Below are 21604 nucleotides of genomic sequence, written 5' to 3' on the forward strand. Positions count from 1 at the left end.
GAATTATTCCTGAAGGAGTCGAACTCAAACATGAAGAAAAAGGCTACATTTTTCAAAAGTGTATTGGAAGAAGTCAAGAAAATTAGCATCACCGATATAGTAGAAGAGTACGTGACAGTCAAGCGGAACCCTTATTCGGATAATGATGCGCATTGCCCATTCCATGCCGATGAGAGTTTCGGGTCATTCAAATTGAATGATGAGATGAATATCTATAAGTGCTTTTCTTGCGGAGAAGGTGGGAACGGGATTCGCTTTGTGATGGAAATGGAAAAGATTGAGTATAAGGAAGCCGTCATGAAGATAGCTTACATGCACAATATTGTCACAAAATCTCAAGCAGAAGCGTATTTCGAAGGGGTCTCTGGTGATACAAAGGTAAGACCGGTTGAACGAAAAGCGAGGGCTAAATCGGATGATGTCGTCGATAAGGCGTCTGTTGAGGTTTTAGATGGTCTGTTTTCGGCGTTCATGGATACGTGTACATTATCTGATGCTCATCAAGAGATTTTAAAAGGGAGAGGACTGTCAGACGAAGAGATTCAAGTCGGGGGATTTTTCACATTTCCAGAAGCGTCTCAGGATTTCTTGCTCCGCTTCTATAAAACGATGGCTGAGAGAGGGTTGGACAGTCAAGAGCTCAAACATGTCCCGGGTTTTGTTACTGCAGACCATTATGGTGAAATGAAAAATGGGCAAAAAAAATACCTTTATGTATTCACAAACAAAAAAGGAATAGGCATTCCTGTTAGAAATAGCCATGGACAGGTTGTAGGAATTCAAATCCGTCAAGATGATGTCGATAAAGACCAAAAGCGCTACACCTGGTTTTCTTCGACATATGCTCAACATAAAAACATTTACAAGCATGGGACGCCTGCAGGAGCACCTCTTCATACGACTTATTCTAATGGGGAACGATTCAACAATGTGGTGTTTATCACGGAAGGCATTTTTAAATCAATAGCTATTTCCAAACATTTTGGTTCAACTGCCATCTCATTGCAAGGAGTAGGCAATTTTCAGGAGATTGTAGAAGAATTGAATGGCATCGAGAAGAAACAGGGCGAAATAAAATATATCTTCGTCGCACACGATGCCGATATGGTGGAGAATGTGAATGTCTATCTACATCTAAAGAAATTGGTCAATCAAATCAAAGAAGCTTTTCCTCATATCAAATTTTACAATGCGATGTGGGATGAATCATACGGAAAAGGGATTGACGACCTGATTCACAATCAGGAAACCGCACGTCTCAAACGAGTCGATATGGATGAGTTCATGGCGGCTTATGATAGTATCATTGAGCCCCTTGAAAAGGCATATCAGAAAAAGATTCGAAATATTGATAAGAATGTCATAAGAACCGTCGTTCAAGAAAAGGTATTTAAACTTTTTATGACAGCCTAAGACCCCTTAGAGGGTCTTTTTTTATCTCCAAAAGCGCATGTTTATTGACTATAGTCAAAAAAATAAATATAATGAAATAAAAAAGTCCGGTAGGGGAGTGATACAGATGCAAGAAACACGAGAGTCTTTTTTTCAAGAAGTCTTAGAGAATGTAAGGAATATATCGATTCGGGATTTGATTCTAAATGTTTACGAATTGCAACCAGGTCTTTGTCCTTTCCATAATGACCGGACTCCAGGTTCTTTCTCGGTCATTGACCGAAAACGAAAATACTATTGTTGGTCTTGTGGGGAGCAAGGGGATGCAATCAAGTTCGTCCGAGAAACAGAAGGTATCGGATTCCCTGAAGCGGTATTCAAGATAGCGTTGATTTACGGCATTGTGACAGAGGAACAAGTGGCACTGTACAATAGTGGTTCAACTTTTAAAGAAGAAACAACGAAAATTGTTCGTTCATACGACAATCTTTGGAAAAATAGCGTTGAAGACCATCGTGCTGAACAGGATGTCATCTCCAATGTTCTCGATATCTTTTCTCAAGGGGAGAGTGTCATCGAAGGAAGTGGCAAAAAACTTTCGACGAAACATTTAGAACACTTGAAGCAAGAGCGCTTGTTGACGGATGAAGAAATCGAGAAAGTGGGGTATTTCAGCATACCTTCACGAAGTAGTCGGTATCTCAAGCATTTCCTTCAGGCTTTGGAGGACGAATACGGATATGACCAACACATGTTGAAAGGTGTTCCGGGGTTCTATAAGAAAAAAGGAGATGTGTCAAAACGTGCTTATACATTCCTGTCCATCAAGGGTATCGGAATACCTATTCGAGACTTGCATGGGAAAATTCAGGGGATTCAAATTCGGAAAGATATCGCCAAGAAAGGTGAAAAGCGTTATATCTGGATGTCCTCTAGTTTTGCCAATGACGAGGACACAATGGAGTTTGGCACAGGGAGCGGTTCCCCCATTCATGTATCTATTCCTAGCAAAAACCAATATCCCTACGTTCTTTTCATTACAGAAGGAATATTTAAGTCAGAAGCAATCGCAAAGCATTATCAAGCTCAAGCGCTGTCGATACAGGGGATTCAAAATTGGAAACAGGACTTAATTCATACGATTCATGACCTGGAGGAGCAACAGAATCATCCATTCTTGAATATTATCGTGATGTTTGACAGTGACGTTGCCTCCAATATCAATGTGTTTGAATCTCTTTCTGCGATGGTGGAGGCGATGAAAGAGTTCGATGTGAAGATACATTATGCATGGTGGGAAAAGGATTTTGGGAAAGGGATAGACGATGTCATCCAATCGGGATATCAGGACAAGGTAAATCGAATTTCGGCAGACACGTTCGTCTCGACATATCGTTCGTTAATCGATGAGATTGAAGAGATGCACGGAATGAAAATAAGAGATGTTCTCAAAGACTTTGGGAATGAGTTGATTGAAGAAGGGTTCGATGACAAGATAAAGCCACTCTTTTTGAAACAACGATAATGAAAAACACTGATGAGCTTGTCTTTTGTTGAATAGGATGAGGTATCTAAATAAACAGGAGTGTTGCAAATGGCAAAAACCAGGACACAGAAACTTAGAAAGAGACTCGAACGTGAAGGTAGATACGATGTCACTCTGAAACGCAGAGGCAGGGAGATTGCCATCTCGACCCTCACAAAACGAACAAAAACAAAGCGGGAGCTGTTGGAAGCGAAACGTAAGAAACATCCAACAAAGAGTTTGGATTAAAAGGCATTGGTCATTGAGAATGCTCATAGAATATAGAGTGCTCGACCATAATAACTGAAGGAGGAGATATGGAATGGATATGTTGATTCAACTATTAAAAGACAATTTTGTTTTCATTGTTTTAATAATCGTTCTACTTGTACTGATTCGTTTACTCATGAGTAAGGTTGTCGCCATCTTAGGAGGACTGTTGATTGCCGGTCTCGTATATTACGGGATAACAGGAGATATTTCTCTTATGAATAAGAGTGTTGACAATGCAGTCTTGGCGGTTGACACAGTAAAAGAAGAAGTCAAAACGGTAGAATTCGAACGGACGTCAGATACTACCTTCACATTGAAAACCACGAGCATGTCGGTTTCAGGAGATGAAGAGTCAAGGATTGCGAAAGTCACGTTAGGAGGCAACACATTCGATGTTCCACTAAAGAATATCTATAACGTGCTTGACGAGGCAACGAAAGCAAAAATCAACATGGAGTGAGTGGAGAAATCCTCTCGCTCTTTTTTATTAGTTTTGAACGCCTCGCATAAGATGAAGAATGATGCAAAAGAAGGTGTTTTCATAAACATAATTGGGAGGTCGATTGAAATGAAATATGAGCTGTATCAGAAATTGGATGAATGGACAATCTATTTTAACGAAAATCGGAAGTACTTATCAAAAGAAATCAAACGATTTGCGGATGAACACAACACGGAAAGGGAGAGCCTTTTAATCAGATTGAAAATTGGAAAGGATATCGACTTCATTTCGGATGTCACGATTGTCATCCACCCCGGACAAATGATTGAAATGAATGGTGTTACGAATACACCGGCAGGAAAAGGTTTTTCGAAGCCTGGAGAAAATGTGCAAATTCAATACCGTTGTCTTGTCAAACGAATTGATGGACAAGCAAAGGTTGTCTTTGAGAGTGTCATGCTCGTACATGATGGGTCGATGGAGTCTGCCTCGCCCGGGCTCAAGATGTCCGATGTCTTGAGATACTTCTCTGACGAAATCTTCATGGGTGAAAGCGATTCAAAAGCTAAGAGCTTGCCGATTGAATCGTTGAATGAACTCATGCAGATTCAAGAAAAGGTGATGAAGAAAGAAAAAGACTTAAAGGGTATCATTGACATGAAGAAAGCTTATGCAGACTTGTCGAGGAGCTTTCCATCTCAATGATGCGAGTGCACGAGGCAGTTGAGGACTTAAAAGCATTGGAAGATGAATATGATGTGATTCTCAGCAGATTGAATTTGAACTATGACTTAAGGTTGGTGAGTATCACTACTGAGGATTGGCTTGAGTGGGAAGACAACCTTGAAAGAATAGTGGTAGGTCTATTTGAAAAGATGCACCCGAGCCTTACATCAGATTTGATGATTTCAAGAGACTCTGATGTGAAAGATGAAGAAATGCGATTTATCTATTACTCAGATGTGGGAAAAGTTGAGATTGTATTTGCATTCAACCCAAGGACTTTGGAGATAATGTATAAAAACATCACAGTCAACAAATATGAGGAAATCTACTCATTGTTGGCGTGACAATGGGAACCGTACATTTCGGCGTATGGTTCCTTTTTATTTGAGTAGAAGGTCAGACATATTTTTTTCAAGAGTTCGACAAATTTTGGTTCTAGGTTGTTATGAAACTTTGAAAGTTTGAGTAGATTAATGATGAAACAGAGGTACTGGTTGCTTCTGCCAAACAAAAACATATTCACATAAGGGAGTGATTGGAAATGAAAAAAGCAAAAGATATCGTTTCTAAAGCAAGCCTTGCTCTCGCATTTGGAGTAGCGGCAATCGGTACAATGGGTGTCGTGGCTCCAGAAGAAGCGCATGCAACGGCAAAAAACGATAAAAACGATAAAAAAGAGGAACCTAAGGGAACCGCAACAGCATTACCTAGTGTCACGATTGGTGCAGACGGTGTTACGACAACTGGAGAAATGGACCGGGAAAAAGACATGGCGGAATCATGGAACAACTTTATCAATAAGTATCGTTTCTGGATTTCTGGTATTGCAGGTATCGCCGCAGTATCGATGATTCTATTCTTCATCATTCAATTTATGAAGCTTGGGGCATCTGCAGGTAATCCGTCAGCACGTCAACAAGCTATTTCCGGACTCGTTTTTGCAGGTATTGCGGCGGCAGGTCTAGGTGGAGTAGCGATTATCGTAGGTTTCTTCTACACTGCACTATCATGATGTTCAAAAGAGTCTCTAGTAGGCTCTTTTTTCTTTGGTTGAACCGAGGTTCGACCGCTCAGAATAGCATGTTTTCATAGATTTATTCTAAAATGAGAGAAGTTAAATTAGTATTATAAACAAAATTCATATTGACTATATTAAAAATAGTTATGAAAGAAAGATTGGGGGAATGACAATGAATTTGTATCAAGTACCACCGGACGTGAAAGAAAAAGAAAAAGTTATCGGCGGACTTTTTGATTGGGGGCAGTTTTTTTGGATGTTAGGCGGAGCAGGTATTGCGATTGTACTGTTTTCAGTTTCATACATGACTTTAAATTCTGAGATATTTTCGCTCATTTTGGGGGTCATTGGATTGACGACATGTCTACCCTTCGTATTCGTCAAGAAGAAAGGGTTGACGCTTTTTCGATACCTGACACTTAAACGAAAGTTACGTAGTCAAAAAGGCGATTTAGCTAACAAGAGAAAGGAAGTGATTGAGTAATGATGATTGCAATCGGGATTTTATTGCTATTTACATTGTTCGGTAGCATGGGGTATGCGGTATATTATGCCATCAAAAAAACAAGCCCAACAAATGGAGATACGTCAGTTAAAAAAGATATTGAAACGGCTCAAGAGTTTTTACCATTCCAAGATATCCAGGACTCCATGGTGAACCTTGGGAACCATCAATATCGAGCATATATTGAGGTGTCTTCGATTAACTATAATCTGAGAACCAATAAGGAAAAAGGGGCGATTGAAGCAACATTTCAACGTTTCCTAGACTCATTGACTTTTCCGATTAGTATCTTCGTTCATACCAAGACGATGGACAATACGAAACAAATGCAGAGTTTAGAAGGTGATATCACTGAAACGTTAAAAGACTATCCGAACCTTTCTGAGTACGCTGAAGTCTACTTTAAAGAATTTGGACAGATTTATGAGCGTATTGGAAACACCAAACAGAAAAAGAAATACATCATTGTTCCATTGGATGAGGCTCTGACATTGACCAACTCAACAGACGTCGAAAAATACGACTATGTGTTAAAAGAAATGTACACACGATGTCAGATGGTGCAACAAAGCCTTTCATCTATGGGGATTGAAACAAAATTGCTGACAACACCGGACATTTTAGAGTTGGCGACATCCGTTTATCATCGGACAAACCATATGCATGTGGACGGCGTGATTGATGGTGACTTCACAGCACTTATCGTCGAAGGCGAAAGTCAGGAATACGGAAAGACTGAGCAAGAAAAACTCGACATCATCTTAACGGAAGCCTTGAAGAAAATTGAAATCGAGGTCTTGGGTAAACGTCGATTTGGTGTGAGTCAAGAGGGTGAGCAAATTCGAAAGGTCTTACTGGACTTGAAAGAAAACGCTGATGGAATTCAAAACAATGACAATACGGGGGAGTGGTGAGTATGGGAAGAAAAAAGAAAAACAAGTACATTGATGATGCCAACTTGGTTGTTTCAGACGAAGCGAGTGAGAATTCACGCATATTCGAAAAAGGGATGACGAATGTCAAAGATTTTATCGCTCCACCTTCTTTCGAACGAAATCATCACGACTATTTAAAAGCCGGAGATAAGTATGTCAGAAGTTACATCATGACAGGATTCCCTGCCAGTATTCGTGTCGGTTGGTTAGATACAATCATTCATGGCGAAGCTGATACAGACTTGACCATTCATATCAATCCGGCTGATGAGCGACTCGCTTTGGACGAGTTGACAAATAAAATCACCCAGTTCGAGGCACAGCTTCACATCGAGCAAGAAAAGGGGAGTATCCGTAACGAAACGAAATTACGGAACATGGTTGTCTCACTATATGCTCAACGTGAGCGATTGGAGCAGAACTATGAGAGTCTGTTCCACATCCAGATTGGTGCAAATTTATTTGCTGACACCAAGGAAGACTTGGAACGAGATGCTCAGAAAATTGACAATAAACTTAAAGGTAACAAAGTATATTTGATGCCAACCTATCTGAGACAGGCTGAGGGCTATAAAACGTCATTACCATTTGGGAAGACATATGTTCCTGACCTTTTTCGAAATTTCAACACTGGAGCACTCACAGCGTGCTTCCCATTCTATAATGCGGAGATTTCGCATGAGACGGGAGTATTTATCGGGGTCAATCTAGAAACAAACACACCTATCATGATTGATTTCTATGACCGTGAAAAACTGTTGAACTCGAACATTACGGTCTTTGGTCAAGCAGGTTCTGGTAAGACTTTCGCTGTTTCCCTTTTGACGATGCGTTCTGCGCTTCGTGGTGTCCGAACGGTCATCATCGACCCTGAAAACGAATATCAAGCACTAACAAGAGCTCTTGGTGGGGCATATATCAGCATCTCCACCGATAGCAAGCACTTCTTGAATCCGTTCGACGTAGAGTCGGAGGTCAACCCAGATGATGGAATCGAGAAAGTTGACCTTAAGGCAAAAGCGGCTGATATCTTGAACTTGATTGCAGTTATGGCAGGTGGATTGAATGCTGAGCAACGGTCAATCGTCGCAACAGTCGTCAAACAGACATATGAGGATTTAGGATTCAATGAAGACCCGAAATCCTTGCTCATTACAGATGCCTTTTTCGATGAAGAAACTGGAATTTTCTACACCGAAGGGATGCGTAAGCCGATGCCGACATTCTCCGACTTCCATGAAAGGTTGTTGGACTTGGCACGTTCAGAGAGCAATAAGGATACATTAAGTCTTGCTAAATCTTTAGAGATTTACAAGAAAGGTGGAATCTATGACCTCTTTGATTGTCACACGTCTGAAGAACTCTTGAATTTCAAAAATGCACCGATTGTTACCTTCGATATTTCACAGTTGGAAGAGTCCATCTTACGCCCTATCGGGATGTATGTCGCATTGTCTTGGTCTTGGGAGAAATTTGCGAAGAAGAACCGTCACATCAAAAAACGTATCGTTTGTGACGAAGCTTGGATGCTCGTCAATAAGAGTATGGCGGGGCACGAATATACCGGACAATTCCTAGAGAACTGTTCACGGCGTATCCGTAAGCGCAATGGTGGATTGCTTGTGGCATCACAACAATTCATGGAATTTGCGGACAGCCAACAAGGTCAGGCGGTACTCAAAAATGCTGTGACCAAAATCTTGCTCAAGCAAGACTCAACGGATATTGATGGCGTACAGGACATGTTTAAGCTGTCGGACGGTGAACGAAACTTCCTTCTTCAGGCACAGCGAGGAGAAGCGCTCATCAAGATGGGACAACAGAGTTCAGTCGCTCATGTATTGCCGTTTGACTATGAGATTGAGTTCATTTCTAAAGCGAACCAACAAGTCACAGGAACGAAAGCTTCATAAAAAAAGGAGGTTGATACACATGAAAAAACAACGACAAAAGAATAATCTCCTTCAAAAGACTTTAGTGAGCTTGATGGCGGTGACCTGTATGTTTACCGCCATCTCTCCTATGAAAGCATCCGCTCACAGCGCCTATTACTTATCAACGACGCTGAACGTTGCCAATTCACGATATGAGCCGGCTATCATGTCTGATGAGAAAGGATTCACACACGGTCATAGCAGTCACCGTGAATCAAAGTTGGGTTATATTCACGGATATGACTGGGAAAATGTCAATTTGACGTCCGATTTAGAAAACCTGAAAAAAGACAAGTTTGTCAGTCATGACCTTGTGAACAATCCATATCTTATCTTCACATTCCCTGGTATTGAAAACTCAAAAGGCTATGACGGGGGGTCGTTAGACCTTGCTCGTGCCGAATGGGTCTCTCGCACCATGATTCAGAGTTTGAACGATGCCATCGGATTCATTGTTCAAGATAGCGGACTTAAACCGAACCAGTCGGAGCTCATCAAGCTTGGAACCGAATTGGCGAATGCTTCAGCTAAAAACGTTGAGAGCACGATAACTTACAATGGGAAAAAGTATAAGGTGACGGGGAACAAGAACGCCCCAGAAGATGAGAGACGAATCGGGGTCACGGGGACGGCATATGTGAAGATTGTGACGCCATCGAAGAAAACACGACACTTTGTATACAAAGTTCCAAAAGGATATATCAAGTTAGGTGGGAGTGCTTCCGCCGAGCAGAAGAAAGTTTGGTCTCCATTGGCAGAAAACGTACCTTCTGATTTGAAGGACGAAGTGAATGAGGGCGATACAAAGTATCTGACATGGAAGCATGTCGTTCTTCAAGCGCATTATTATGTGGTAAAGCACAATGTTTACTACAACACACTAGATGAAGTGATTAAGCCGAGTAAGCTAGAGTCTACGATGACTGATTTAGGTGACAACTTGATGTTGGGACTCCGCTCGATGTTGGGACTCTATTCATTCTCAGAGCTGATGTTGAATGATGGGGAACGTGGTGGAGCAGGTTACTTCAAGGGCATCATGCCGATGACTTGGTTCGAATCTGCGAATGTGCTTCATTGGGTGTCCGTCATTTTAGCTTGGATGCTCATGATTCTCGCATTCGTTCGATTGTTCTCCCTAAGAAACTTAGCTTCCATTAACATTGCGAAGCGAGTGGACTTGATGGAAGGTGTCAAGTCGATTGTCACAGTAGGGTTTGCGCTGATGATGTTCAACCCAATCTTCTACTTCTTGGCACACATGAACTTCTTGCTCGTAGATATTATGAAAAATACATCGACTGTAACCTCGAACTTTGGTGCGTCATCTCCTGGTTCAGGAGTTATCTCATTCCTGATTATCAACGGGGCATACCTTATTATGGAACTGTATTTCAACTTCATTTATATCGCAAGAGCGATTGCAGTGATGGTACTCTATGCAACGGGTCCTTTATTTGTTGCCTCGCTTGCGTTCGGAAGTAAATATTCACAGATGTTCTCCACATACATGAGAGAATTGGTCGGAAATATCTATGTACAGACTTTCCATGCATTGTTGGTAGCCCTTTTTGCATCAGTATCAACATTTGGTGGACTTCGACTGTTCGAACAATTGGTCGTTCTTTTCGCTTTCATTCCAATGACAAAATTCTTCCGTGAAGCTACGGGTATCGGTGGTGGATTGATGGATGTCGGGGCTGGAGCATTTGGAGCTGTCGGAGGACTCGCACAAGCAGGTTCTAAGAAGATGCGGAGTGGCGGTGGAAAATCGTCCAGTTACTCAAAATCGAATACATCAAGCTCGAAGTCTAGTACGACTGGAGAAGGGATGCAGAGTCACAAGAGTTTTGCTGATTATCAAACTGGAAACAATGGTAAGGGAAGTGGAAGCATGGTTGGAAATGACAATGCAACCATGTCGAAAGGTGGCAACGGCTCAGCCACAAAACCAGGTGGCGAAATCACTCCAGGTGGCGGAGGAGCGAGTGCTCCAAGTAATGCGGTTCTCAAACAGAATTCTAGCAACGCCGGTGGAGGAACCGTTAGTATGGCGTCGAACGATGTTTATGCAAAAGCGAATCGTATTCGTGAGAAGAAGGATGAATTCATGAATTCGACCGCAGGTAAGACGATGGGAGCAGGAGTTCAGGCAGGAAATGCCATCTCAGCAGTCGGTATGGCGGCAGTCGGTAATGGCTCTGTTGGTCAGAACATGGGCGCATCTGCAGGAAACCGAAAACCAAACATCAAAAAATCTTCCACACAACATGCTTCGGCACAAAATAGCCCGGGCTTCAAGCAACAAGCTCCAAAGAGCATGGGTGACTATGAGAACACTGGAAACTATGAAGGCTATGAGCCGGACAACGGTAACTTCACCCATTCATTCCGTAAGGACAACGGGGAAGGCTATGACCAGATGTATGATGAACATGCCATCAAGCACGTTGAAATGGACGGGAAGGACATCGCCTATACGTATGACTATGATTTAGATGCGAAATCATTTAATTCAGGGAAGTATTACACGGGCGCTGATAATGAAAAAATGATGGATATGTATATGGCATTTAACGGTGGAAGTGAAGAACGTAAAGACCATTATACAAAACAAGGTATCACAGGAGTGTCTTATACCAAAGGGGAGGGGATGAAAGTGACTGCGAAGCCAGGAACTAACCATGTACATGGAGTCCAAAGCACCAACACACATCACCGCTTCACTAAAACACCAGGTTCGAACACCAACGCCAATATGCTAGACAGCATTCGCACAGGGAACGAACGTGAGAAGTATAAAAAAAACACCTAAGCGATTGGTGACATAGCCAGACTAATGAAGAGGGGATTTGTCCCCTCTTTTTTGACTAATTGAACATATATTTATGTCTTATATTGAAAATTATTTCAGGTTCTTGAATAGGATAGTGAATACAGTACAAATGAAGGGGGAATGTACGATGAGTGAACATGACCACGAAGAAATAAATGGGTCTGACAATAGCCAAAGTTCGAGTACCGATAGCAATCAGTCAGTAGAGATGGCGAAGAATGTTGGGAAATCTGCAGGACGCAAGGTCGGAGGGAAGTTAGGAAAAGCCGGTATGAAGAAGCTCGGAAAGGCGGTTGCTAAACTCGTGGCAAAAGTAATTGCCAAGCTGATTGCACTGCTAGGTCCCTATGTGTTAGCGGCTCTTGCGATTATCATACTACTCGTCATGATATTCTCTATCGCCTTTGAGATGGAAGACAATAAGGGGAAAGAAGAGGAATATCAAGAAGAAGATGTTCGGATGGACAACAAATTGACCAAGAATGACAAGGGTGAATATGTGAGTTCGAAGATGTCTAGTGCCAACAAGGTCGTGAAGGCATTTTATGCCTACTATAGCCAACAGTCCTACTATAAGGTCATCAACGGGAAGATGTATAAAGCGGATGACCTGGCTGTAGAGGCGGTCAAGGATAAGTATGCACGGGAGAAGGAATTCATGCTTAGTCCGGATTTTATCTATACCATGGACGAGTACTTAAACAAGGATAAGTTCCGTTTTCCTGAGCAGTTCATCCAACCGGTTCATCACGATTCAAAAACTTTCGAATTGAAACAGCTCACGCATAAAAACAGACTACTGAAAGTGGAAAGTCAGGCGTACCAAGAAGAAACGGGTATTCCGATTCTAGGTAAGAAAGAATTGGGTGTTTGGGATTATGGCTTTGCACCAATCCTTCAATATAAGAAATTCGCTGAATCTCGCAAAAACGTTGGGAACATCACGCAGACTCAAGTGTGGGATAAAGAAAAACAGGCATTCATCAATCAAAAAGTAGAAGGTGGAAAGAAGATAGAGGAAAATGTCTCTGGGTTCCCTAAGACCGTTTACATGATTGAAGGTGTCACAACCTCGATTGGTTCTATCAAAAACCAAATTGAACATGAATGGCGAAACACGGGCGAAACATGGACGAAAACCTTGACCAAAGATGTTACGGTAGATGTCCGGTATGAGGAGAAAGTGGACGTTCAAGCTGTCAACGAAGCGGGACTACCTCTTTATTACACGGTTGACGAGACCGGTGCCTCAACGAAAGAGATTACGACAGGAAAAACAGCATTCCCTGTCATGACCTCAAAGACAGTCGTCAAATATAAGAAAGAGAAAAAGCAGATTAAGGAACAAGTAGAAGGTTATGTCTGGTCAAAAGAACCTCGTTATGTGGGTGAACCGGATACATCCAAAATTGTAGGAAGTCGATATATTGAGGACTATCTGTATCACTATGAGGCGCAAGTGCCGAACAACGCACTAGGTGGCTTCTATTTGAAAGAAAGAACAGGGAAGGACATCAAAGGTTTGGAGAGTATTTTGAAAGATGTCGAAGAAGACCTTGAAACTTCAAGTGAATATGACAACCCCCAAACGGACTCTGATACAAATCTAGGCGCATTGATGGGCGTCCAAGGTGGTTCGGATAACTTCAAGCGTGCGATGCAATACGCACCGTATTATCAGAAATACGGAGAGATGTATGGAATAGACCCATTGTTGCTTGCGGCAAAAGGTGCGCAAGAGCGAGGTGGTGTTCACTCAAGCGTGAAGGATGCAGGAGGAGCTATCGGTATTTCACAGATTCAAGTGACTTACCATGTCAATCAGACCAAAAAGGCGTTCAACTATCAGACCGGGAAAGTTGATACAGTTGTCGCCACGATGGACAAATTGCAAAACGTCGAAACCAATATCCAAATCGGAGCGATGATTTTGCAAGGGGCAATGAAGGCTCAGAAGTATAACCCGCTCATCGGGTTACAGGGATATAACTATGGAGATGGTGGGATTAACAAAGTCATCACCGCCTATGCTTCCAGTAAAGGAACTACCGTAGATGCCGTCAAATCGAATCCCAAAGATACAGGGTGGTTGGAATGGCGTATGAAAGTTCACGGTACGGGCTATGGAGACGTTCAGTATATTGAACATGTTCTGAAACACTATCCAGGTGGAGCCCAAAAACCATGGATTATGGATGCGAAAGGAAACAAAGTCTATATCGATGGGAATATAAAAATGGGAGCAGGTATCTCTCAAGGAGACACAGGAAGCAACTTCTCTATCCTCGACTTCATCGACCAACTGATGGATAAATGGTCAGAGCTATTCTCGGATGTGCCAAAAGAGTTCAGTACAGAGCGGGTTCGTTATTCGAACAAGCAAATCGGGAATGCGCCTGTAGACCTTATCAATATGTCACTAGCGATGAAGGAGAAAAAATATTGGACGGAATATGATTACATCACACCTAAACAATGGAAAGAGAAATACAAGCTCTTGTTCTCGGCACCACCTAGCATGACGGGTGGAGCAGAGTCGAGCGTTGGCGAGATGTTGACAGCATATTTCCCTAACGGCTATGGCAATGTCGTTGAGAAGGCAGACACCGTGGCAATTCCGTTCAATGGTAAAGGTATCTCGGTTAAAGCCCCAGACGGTTCGAAAGTCCTCTCTATCGCCGATGGTGTCATCAAGGAAGTCGGAAGAGATTTTGTTGTCGTTGACCATGGAAATGGGGCGGTGAGCAGATACTCCACGTTGAAAAAGGTTTCAATTAAAGAAGGGGAACAAGTGAAGAAAGGTGCCACCTTAGGGATTTCGAGCAAGGATGTGTTCTTGGAGGTGTTGTTAGACGGTCAACCTACCGACCCTTCATGGGTGGTAGCGGGCGGAAGTCTGACAGGTGCGTTCATCACTCCGGCACAAGGCAGATTTACGAGTAAGTTCGGATGGCGTGACAACCCGACAAGCCCAGGTAACCCAGACTATCATACTGGTGTAGATATTGCGGCGCCAGTCGGAACACCTATCTTAGCGGCAGCTGACGGTGTCGTCATCGATGCCGGATACCGAGGCGCATATGGGAATCTCATCCACATCAAACACAATATCAATGGTAAAACGATGTCCACTGTGTACCCACACTTGAGTTCGATAAATGTCAGTGATGGGGACACCGTCAAACAAGGACAAATCATTGGAGGCATGGGTTCAACCGGAAACTCGACAGGCTCACACCTTCACTTTGAAATCCAAAATGGTACCGGTCGATATAAGGACAATCCACTCGACCCTGCCCAATTCGTGAAACTGTGACAAAAGAAAGAGGTCATTCCTCTTTCTTTTTTTGTTGAAAACGATTGACGTTGTTATGAAGTGAATCATATTGAAATAGCATAAAGGGAAGCTAATGAGGCTTCCTGCCATAACACATCATCTTTCAGTAAAGGAGTGGTAATCATGAAAACAACCAAGATGAAACAAATCATGTCGTCTGCAGGACTGACATTTTTCGCTCTCGGGATGACTGCGCCAGTACTCATGCCGACTCAGGCAGAAGCTTCTGGAGTAGATAAGATTGTCGAAAGCACAAGCGATGGCGTCATGATGAAGAATCAGACGTTGTCCACCACACAGACCGATGAGAACGGAAACAAGTATTACTCAGCATCCGGAGAGATTCCGAGCGTCAATGCGAAGCAGGCTTCGGATTGGGCTGAACGCAAAGGGGGAGACTTTGTGAGCGTCCTGACGACGTTCGCATACCCATTCTCGATTGCGATTTTCGTTATCTCTGTATTCCTTGTCGGTCTGGGAGCGATTGCAAAAAATGACTGGCTCAAACGAGGCATCTTCGGGATGGCGATTTCGATTGTTGTCTTTACGGCAACGATTTTCGCACCAGAACTTCTGCAATTCTTCTCAGAATGGTTGGCATCTTAAGAGAGACTTCGGTCTTTCTTTTTTTTATGGCTCGTAAGTGATATAAGCACTAATATTTTTGACAATAGTCAAATATAAATGAGAGAATTTAATAACTCAGATGAAATAATGACAAGGAGTGTGGGATATGGGTATTTTAAAACGCTTAAAAGAATCAGAGACGAAACGATTTCTAAAACAGGCTGAAAAGAAAGTAGTCAAAATTGAGTCGCTCTCAGATGAAATTCGAAAACTATCTAATGAAGAAATTCAATATAAAACGACGGAATTCAAGAATCGATTGAAAAATGGTGAGACGCTCGATGACCTTTTGGTCGAAGCATTCGCCGTATGTCGAGAAGCCTCTGAACGCATCTTGGGCATGCGTCACTATCCCGTACAATTAGTCGGTGGTATCGCCTTGCATCAAGGTACAATTGCGGAAATGAGAACAGGTGAAGGGAAAACATTGGTAGCGACTTTAGCGGCTTATCTGAATGCCTTAACCGGAGAAGGTGTCCATGTCGTCACGGTGAATGATTATTTGGCGAAACGAGACCATGACATTATGGCGCCACTCTATCATTTCTTAGGATTGACGACAGGGGTCATCACGGGTGATGACGAAGCGGAAGAGCGGGCGAAACAGTATGATGCGGACATCACTTACATCACGAATACTGAGCTTGGTTTTGATTTCTTACGAGACAATATGGTCATGAGTCCAGAGGAGCGAGTTCAGCGAAAACTTGTTTATTGCATCGTCGATGAAGTCGATAGTGTTTTGCTTGATGATGCGAGAACACCACTTATTATTTCAGGTGGAGGTGAAGAGCCGACACATTATTACAAGCTCGTAGACATGTATGTTCGAACATTGAAGAAGAAAACAGATTTTGAAATCGATGAAGAGACAAAACAAATCTGGTTGACCGATGCCGGAATCGATAAGACCGAACGATTCTTTCGATTGAAGAACTATACCAGTGATGAGGGGACGAGTATCCGGTTCCATGTTGAAAAGGCTCTCTATGCCCATCAGTTCATGGAAGTAGACCGTGATTACATCCTTCGAAAGGGTGAAGTCCTTATCATTGACCAAGGGACGGGACGGGTATCTGAAGGGCGTCGCTTCTCGAATGGTTTACATCAAGCACTTGAAGCAAAAGAAGGTGTGAAAGTACAGCGTGAGAATAAAACATTCGCCACAATTACGTATCAGAACTTCTTTCTCCTCTATACGAAAATTTCAGGTATGACTGGTACCGCTAAAACGGAAGAGTTGGAATTCAGAGAAATTTATGGATTACCGGTTCACGTCATTCCGACAAACAAACCTGTTCAACGAGAAGACCATGACGATAAATTATATGTTTCAGCGAAAGCGAAATATGATGCGATTGTCGAGGATGTCTTAGACTGTATTCGGCGTGGACAACCGGTGCTCATTGGTACTTCTAGTATTGAGAAATCAGAATTGGTGTCCGATTTGCTCAAGGAGAGAAATGTTGAACATGTCGTGTTGAATGCGAAAAATCATGCGATGGAAGCAGAAATTATCAAAAACGCAGGAAAACGAGGAACCGTCACGATTGCGACAAACATGGCGGGACGTGGAACCGATATCAAGTTGGGTGAAGGAGTTCGTGAGGTCGGTGGACTGAAAATCATTGGTACCGAACGACATGAGAACCGACGTATCGACAATCAACTTCGAGGTCGGGCAGGACGCCAAGGAGACCCTGGTTCTTCTCAGTTCTATCTCTCATTCGATGATGATTTACTTCGAATCTTTGCACCACCTTCCATCCGACAACGTCTCAAACAATTTGTGACTGATGAATCTGCTCAAATCGAGAACAAGCTTCTCTTAAAGACGATTCAATCCTCACAAAAGAAACTAGAAGGCAATCATTATGATATGCGTAAAGAAACCATCAAGTATGACAGCATCAACAATCAACAACGGATGAAACTCTATCATGAGCGCAATCTATTGCTTGATGGAGAAGTCAATGTCATCGATGCGTTAAAGAGCGCCACTTTGGATTGGGTCAAGCGAATGTTTGCAATCGAGTTTGCGGATTGGATGATTCATCGTGATGACGAAAGCTATTTCCACTCCACGAACCGATTTGTAGAAGTGATGGCGATTCAAGGCGTTACGATTCCGAAGAAAGAGATGGAATCATTAGAAGGACAGTCACCTAAGGTTGTGGAAGACTGGGTTATCTCTCAAGTCGAACCATTATTCAATATGCGAGCGCAGAGCATTCAAGACGAAGAGAACGTATTGCGTATGCAAGTCTTGCAAGCGATTGACCATGCTTGGACTGAGCATTTGGAGACGCTAAATCAAATCAAAGAGAATGTGCGATTTGCCTCATATAAACAGGCGAATCCCGTGCAAGAGTATAATCAAGAAACGTTAGTGGCGTTCAATCAAATGAGTGACACCATCACCACTTATATGGCACGAATTTTTCTACGACTCAGCGTTTCGGAAGAGGCTGTTCAGTAAGAAGAGAGGAATTCCTCTCTTCTTTTGTTCGTGAGAGAATCTACTGCATAGGATAGCTGATATAGATAGAAAGGGGAGATGACATGGGGCACTATGTGATGAACAAAATGCTTCTGTTTTTAATGTCTGTTTCCTTGTTAGCATTCGGCATCCATTTTTACGAGAAAATCCATACCACGTTGATTGTTTCGATTATGGCTATCGGATATGTAGGATTGGGAATAATCGCATGGTTGAACGAGAAGAAATATAAACATCTAAAACAGAAGAGCAAGAAGGTAAAGCAAGATAAAATTGACTATAGTCAAAATAAAAATTAATCTATAATTACAAATAGATGCAAGGGGGACTATATTGATGAATATGCAAAAGGACTTCGGAAGTGATTTGGATTTCTCCTTTTTAGAACACGAACTGATTCAGGACAGTGATGTACAAGTATTAAAAGAGATGACACAGAATGTGCATTGTGATGTTGATGTATTTCCATTACCAAACTTTTTGACTAAAATTCAAGACACGTTTGAAAATGGAGCGGTAGTATACAGTGCGAGAGATATCGAGGAGATGGAGTTTATCGGAGTGAATATCAACGATGAAGAAGTAGGGTGCATCGGGGTATCATTCGGGAAAATTGGAGAGACAGCACCTATGGTGACACTCCGTTTCCAAAAGAACCTGAAACAGGGACAGGATGTATTTACACTGAAGTTCATCGACTCACCTGAAACTGAATATGCTCTAAACGCATAAAAGCCTGCGATTTTGCAGGCTTTTATCTATGACTGAGTTTTTAGCCACATTTCAAATTGATATATCAAATGTGATAGACTCTCGATTACGTTATGATGTTCTTCATCAATCTGTTTCCATCGATAAGTGACATCTTCTCCAGACTCAAGACGTTTTTTTATCAACCAAAAGGAATGATTCGCCTCATCCTGCTCGGAACATTCAGCACCTTGTAAGAGTTCGTTCTGTTTTTCAAGAAGGATATTCAACATATCTCTATCATTTATATGCACACAAGCTGTCGTTGGGAGTTCGATTCTCATTTTTGATTCACCCCTTCCCATAGAGTATACCCGCTGTCACTAAAAATAGTCAATTTTATTTGACAATTCAAGGGCGGAATGAAATCTTCTTGATTGACGTAAGTTAAATCAAGAATCAAATTGAATTGACGAAAAGAGGAGGGGGTAACATGGAGAAATTACCCGTGTTGAAACAGCATACACCGATTCATAAATGGAGAAACGTCTCAGAACATGTCGGAATCGGGGATATCATCTATGTGACAAAACAAATCGAATCAAATGCATTCCGGTTTCAATTGACCTATAAAGACTTCATCGTAGAGTGGGAGAATCAATCGGAAGAAGAAACTGAATATCGACAAAAGGTCGAATCCGACTGTTTGAGATTGCTTGAGGGAAACAAGTGGTCTGAACAATATATTGGTCATGCCTATCAAGGCGAGAATGGTTTGGTCTTGTTTTCTATTTATGACCTCACATTTCATGTGTACCTAGATTCAGATGTTGTGCAAAAAATCGCTAAATCTTTAGGATTCTCTGTACATCCAATCTTATTTCGTGGATGTGTAAGACCTGCCGAGAACCAGTCTGTCTCGGAACATTTGAAGGAAGTTCTAAATGAAAGAGCTCGTTATCATTTAAAACACACATCAGAACCCGTGATTATCGAAAATATCTCACGATTTTCTACATTCAAGCGAGTCATTGGAAAATGGGATGTTCAACAACCGCAAGGACAAGATGTCCACTAAAAAGAACCGGAAAGAATCAGGTTTGTTTTTTGACTATTTGTATAAAAATATTTATACTATAAGTAATGAAATAAACCAAAAAAGGAGATTCGCATATGGCTAAAATCGTACCTAAACGAGTCACTGTCGTCAGTATTGAATATGATTTGAATATTGTTGGGGTTGGAGAGAGAATCGTTCTGTATCGGGATGTCAACAATTCTTATGACAAGAAGGCGATAGTCGCCGTTCGGGAATCAAATGGTATGAACCTCGGATTCGTCTCAGGAAATAAGCATACGGTACTATCGGGTTGCGTATCCAACCGTGTACTGCATCCGTTTGTCCCGTCCGATGCAATACCCGTGGTAGGAAAGGTCGTCCAAAAAAGCATGGTCAATTTCCGAAATGGTGACCTTGTAACCGGATTAATCGTCGAAGTTCAAGTTATCGAGCTAGATGATGTGGTGCCGAACGCAGGATGAATAATGGCAAAATGATAATGGAGAGGGGTCTATATATGGACTTGAATACACTGAAACAAAGACATGAGGAATTAAAGATGAAGACACATGCCGAAGAAATGGCTCTCAAACTGCTTGAGGAACAGAAAAGCAAGCAAGAAAAAGAGTTATTCAAGGTTCAAAGGGAGAATTATGATAAGAAAATCCTAAAAGAACTTTTGGAAAAGTCTTCAGACGAAGCTCGAAAGAATGGAAAAGAAGTCTTGGAGAAGACAGCGACGAATTCGGTTCAGATGGTGCTCGGCGAATCCTACTCCGTGCAAATCAATCTGGATTCACAGCGTGGCGTCCCGACGGCGGATGTCGATATCGTGAAAGAGACCACCAAAGGAAAAATGGTCATCGAGGCGATGGAAGAAGGCGGGGGAATTCGAGACATCATTTCCCTATCCACGTTCGTATCGACAGGAATGCTTGTCGGTGAGGGCAACAAAGCCCCGAACTTTTTTGATGAGCCCACGAAATTCGTATCTGCCGAGCATAAGCCCGCAGTTGCAAGCTTCATGAAAGAACTTGTGTCCTACACAGAGAAACAGACGATGCTCGTCACCCATGACCTAGAGCACCTCCCTTCTGTCGGAGATGCCGTATACCTGGTAGAGATTGAAGACGGTGTGAGTCGGATGACGAAACAATAATGATTGCAAGTTTGAATGCACCTTGTCGAAAGACGAGGTGTATTTTTTGTGTATATAGGACGAAATAGTGTGAGAAAAAAGTGAAGAAACATCGAACAGATGAATAGAGTATTAAAACAAAGTGAGTGGACGCAGACAGAGAGAATTTCGTCCATTCATTTTTTGTTCTTTCAGTACCATTTGGAAAACTGAGGAAATCAGGTCGTTTTGTTTTTTGCGTATAGAAGGGAGTGATTGAAATGAAGAGACCGCTCATCATTGCTTATGATTCTCGAACGGGCAACACAGAATGGTTCGCCAAACAGCTAGGGTTTCCAACAATGCCTGTTACTTCGTTCGAAGGAGAAGTAAATGCAGACATCTTCTTGGTGACACATACCTTTGGAAAAGGAAATGTTCCAGAAAATACGCATGCTTTTCTAAACCGTTATGCAGGAAACACGATTGGAACTTGTGTAAGTGGTGATACCCGTTGGGGGGCGCTCTTTGCATTGGCAGGTGACAAGATTCGATTGGAATATGAGATTCCTTTAATCAGAAAAATAGATATTCGGGGGTACCCTGAGGATGTCCGGTCTGTAAAAGAGTGGATACAGACGTGGTTGAAAATGCAAGATATCGAAAACAAAGAATGGGGGAGATGAT

At 42.2% G+C, this 21604-nt stretch carries 20 protein-coding genes; 19 read left to right on the forward strand and 1 reads right to left on the reverse strand.

The window, feature by feature from the left end:
* Positions 1-30: 30 nt before the first annotated feature.
* The 15 genes from KNO71_RS10510 to KNO71_RS10580 all read left to right on the forward strand — a co-directional run bounded on the left by KNO71_RS10510 (position 31) and on the right by KNO71_RS10580 (position 18782).
* Positions 31-1413, forward strand: a complete 1383-nt coding sequence (locus KNO71_RS10510; protein WP_214688530.1) for a CHC2 zinc finger domain-containing protein — start codon at positions 31-33, stop codon at positions 1411-1413.
* Positions 1414-1519: 106 nt separating this feature from the next.
* Positions 1520-2917, forward strand: a complete 1398-nt coding sequence (locus KNO71_RS10515) for a CHC2 zinc finger domain-containing protein (RefSeq protein WP_214688532.1) — start codon at positions 1520-1522, stop codon at positions 2915-2917.
* A 322-nt stretch (positions 2918-3239) separates the two neighbouring features.
* Complete coding sequence (locus KNO71_RS10520) at positions 3240-3650, forward strand: hypothetical protein (RefSeq protein WP_214688534.1); 411 nt, start codon at positions 3240-3242, stop codon at positions 3648-3650.
* Positions 3651-3758: 108 nt separating this feature from the next.
* The gene (locus KNO71_RS10525; RefSeq protein WP_214688536.1) at positions 3759-4337 is read left to right on the forward strand and encodes a hypothetical protein; all 579 of its coding nucleotides are present in this window, start codon (positions 3759-3761) and stop codon (positions 4335-4337) included.
* Positions 4334-4702 (forward strand): hypothetical protein, encoded by a 369-nt coding sequence (locus KNO71_RS10530; RefSeq protein WP_214688538.1) that lies wholly within the window; start codon positions 4334-4336, stop codon positions 4700-4702. Before KNO71_RS10525 ends, KNO71_RS10530 begins: the two co-directional genes overlap by 4 nt.
* 197 nt (positions 4703-4899) lie before the next feature.
* Complete coding sequence (locus KNO71_RS17645; RefSeq protein WP_251030831.1) at positions 4900-5370, forward strand: hypothetical protein; 471 nt, start codon at positions 4900-4902, stop codon at positions 5368-5370.
* Between the two features lie 178 nt (positions 5371-5548).
* Positions 5549-5860, forward strand: a complete 312-nt coding sequence (locus KNO71_RS10540; RefSeq protein ID WP_214688540.1) for a PrgI family mobile element protein — start codon at positions 5549-5551, stop codon at positions 5858-5860.
* Entirely contained in the window at positions 5860-6795 is a 936-nt protein-coding gene (locus KNO71_RS10545; protein WP_214688541.1) for a hypothetical protein, read from the forward strand. Before KNO71_RS10540 ends, KNO71_RS10545 begins: the two co-directional genes overlap by 1 nt.
* 2 nt (positions 6796-6797) lie before the next feature.
* Positions 6798-8729, forward strand: coding sequence for a VirB4 family type IV secretion system protein (locus KNO71_RS10550; protein ID WP_214688543.1), 1932 nt, complete (start codon positions 6798-6800; stop codon positions 8727-8729).
* Positions 8730-8748: 19 nt separating this feature from the next.
* A complete protein-coding gene (locus KNO71_RS10555) occupies positions 8749-11565 on the forward strand; it encodes an MFS transporter (RefSeq protein WP_214688544.1) in 2817 nt (938 codons plus the stop codon).
* Between the two features lie 148 nt (positions 11566-11713).
* Positions 11714-14902: a peptidoglycan DD-metalloendopeptidase family protein gene (locus KNO71_RS10560; protein ID WP_214688545.1), complete on the forward strand. Its 3189-nt coding sequence runs from the start codon at positions 11714-11716 to the stop codon at positions 14900-14902.
* A 144-nt stretch (positions 14903-15046) separates the two neighbouring features.
* Positions 15047-15529 carry a hypothetical protein gene (locus KNO71_RS10565; protein WP_214688546.1) on the forward strand — a complete coding sequence of 161 codons (483 nt, stop codon included), beginning with the start codon at positions 15047-15049 and terminating at the stop codon, positions 15527-15529.
* Positions 15530-15656: 127 nt separating this feature from the next.
* Positions 15657-18029 carry a preprotein translocase subunit SecA gene (gene secA / locus KNO71_RS10570; RefSeq protein WP_214688547.1) on the forward strand — a complete coding sequence of 791 codons (2373 nt, stop codon included), beginning with the start codon at positions 15657-15659 and terminating at the stop codon, positions 18027-18029.
* Between the two features lie 83 nt (positions 18030-18112).
* A complete protein-coding gene (locus KNO71_RS10575; protein ID WP_214688548.1) occupies positions 18113-18349 on the forward strand; it encodes a hypothetical protein in 237 nt (78 codons plus the stop codon).
* Between the two features lie 37 nt (positions 18350-18386).
* Positions 18387-18782 (forward strand): hypothetical protein, encoded by a 396-nt coding sequence (locus KNO71_RS10580; RefSeq protein WP_214688550.1) that lies wholly within the window; start codon positions 18387-18389, stop codon positions 18780-18782.
* A 26-nt stretch (positions 18783-18808) separates the two neighbouring features.
* Here KNO71_RS10580 and KNO71_RS10585 read toward each other — a convergent pair whose 3' ends face one another.
* A complete protein-coding gene (locus KNO71_RS10585; RefSeq protein ID WP_214688552.1) occupies positions 18809-19084 on the reverse strand; it encodes a hypothetical protein in 276 nt (91 codons plus the stop codon).
* A 149-nt stretch (positions 19085-19233) separates the two neighbouring features.
* Between KNO71_RS10585 and KNO71_RS10590 the strand changes: the two genes are divergently transcribed.
* The 4 genes from KNO71_RS10590 to nrdI all read left to right on the forward strand — a co-directional run bounded on the left by KNO71_RS10590 (position 19234) and on the right by nrdI (position 21603).
* Positions 19234-19818, forward strand: coding sequence for a hypothetical protein (locus tag KNO71_RS10590; protein ID WP_214688554.1), 585 nt, complete (start codon positions 19234-19236; stop codon positions 19816-19818).
* A gap of 95 nt (positions 19819-19913) precedes the next feature.
* Positions 19914-20282, forward strand: coding sequence for a hypothetical protein (locus KNO71_RS10595; RefSeq protein WP_214688555.1), 369 nt, complete (start codon positions 19914-19916; stop codon positions 20280-20282).
* A 77-nt stretch (positions 20283-20359) separates the two neighbouring features.
* Positions 20360-20959, forward strand: a complete 600-nt coding sequence (locus KNO71_RS10600; protein WP_214688557.1) for a P-loop NTPase family protein — start codon at positions 20360-20362, stop codon at positions 20957-20959.
* Positions 20960-21198: 239 nt separating this feature from the next.
* Positions 21199-21603: a class Ib ribonucleoside-diphosphate reductase assembly flavoprotein NrdI gene (gene nrdI, locus KNO71_RS10605; protein WP_214688559.1), complete on the forward strand. Its 405-nt coding sequence runs from the start codon at positions 21199-21201 to the stop codon at positions 21601-21603.
* Position 21604: the final 1 nt, after the last annotated feature.

It is taken from the genome of Exiguobacterium sp. s163 (assembly GCF_018617135.1).
GTDB classification, from domain to species: domain Bacteria; phylum Bacillota; class Bacilli; order Exiguobacteriales; family Exiguobacteriaceae; genus Exiguobacterium; species Exiguobacterium profundum.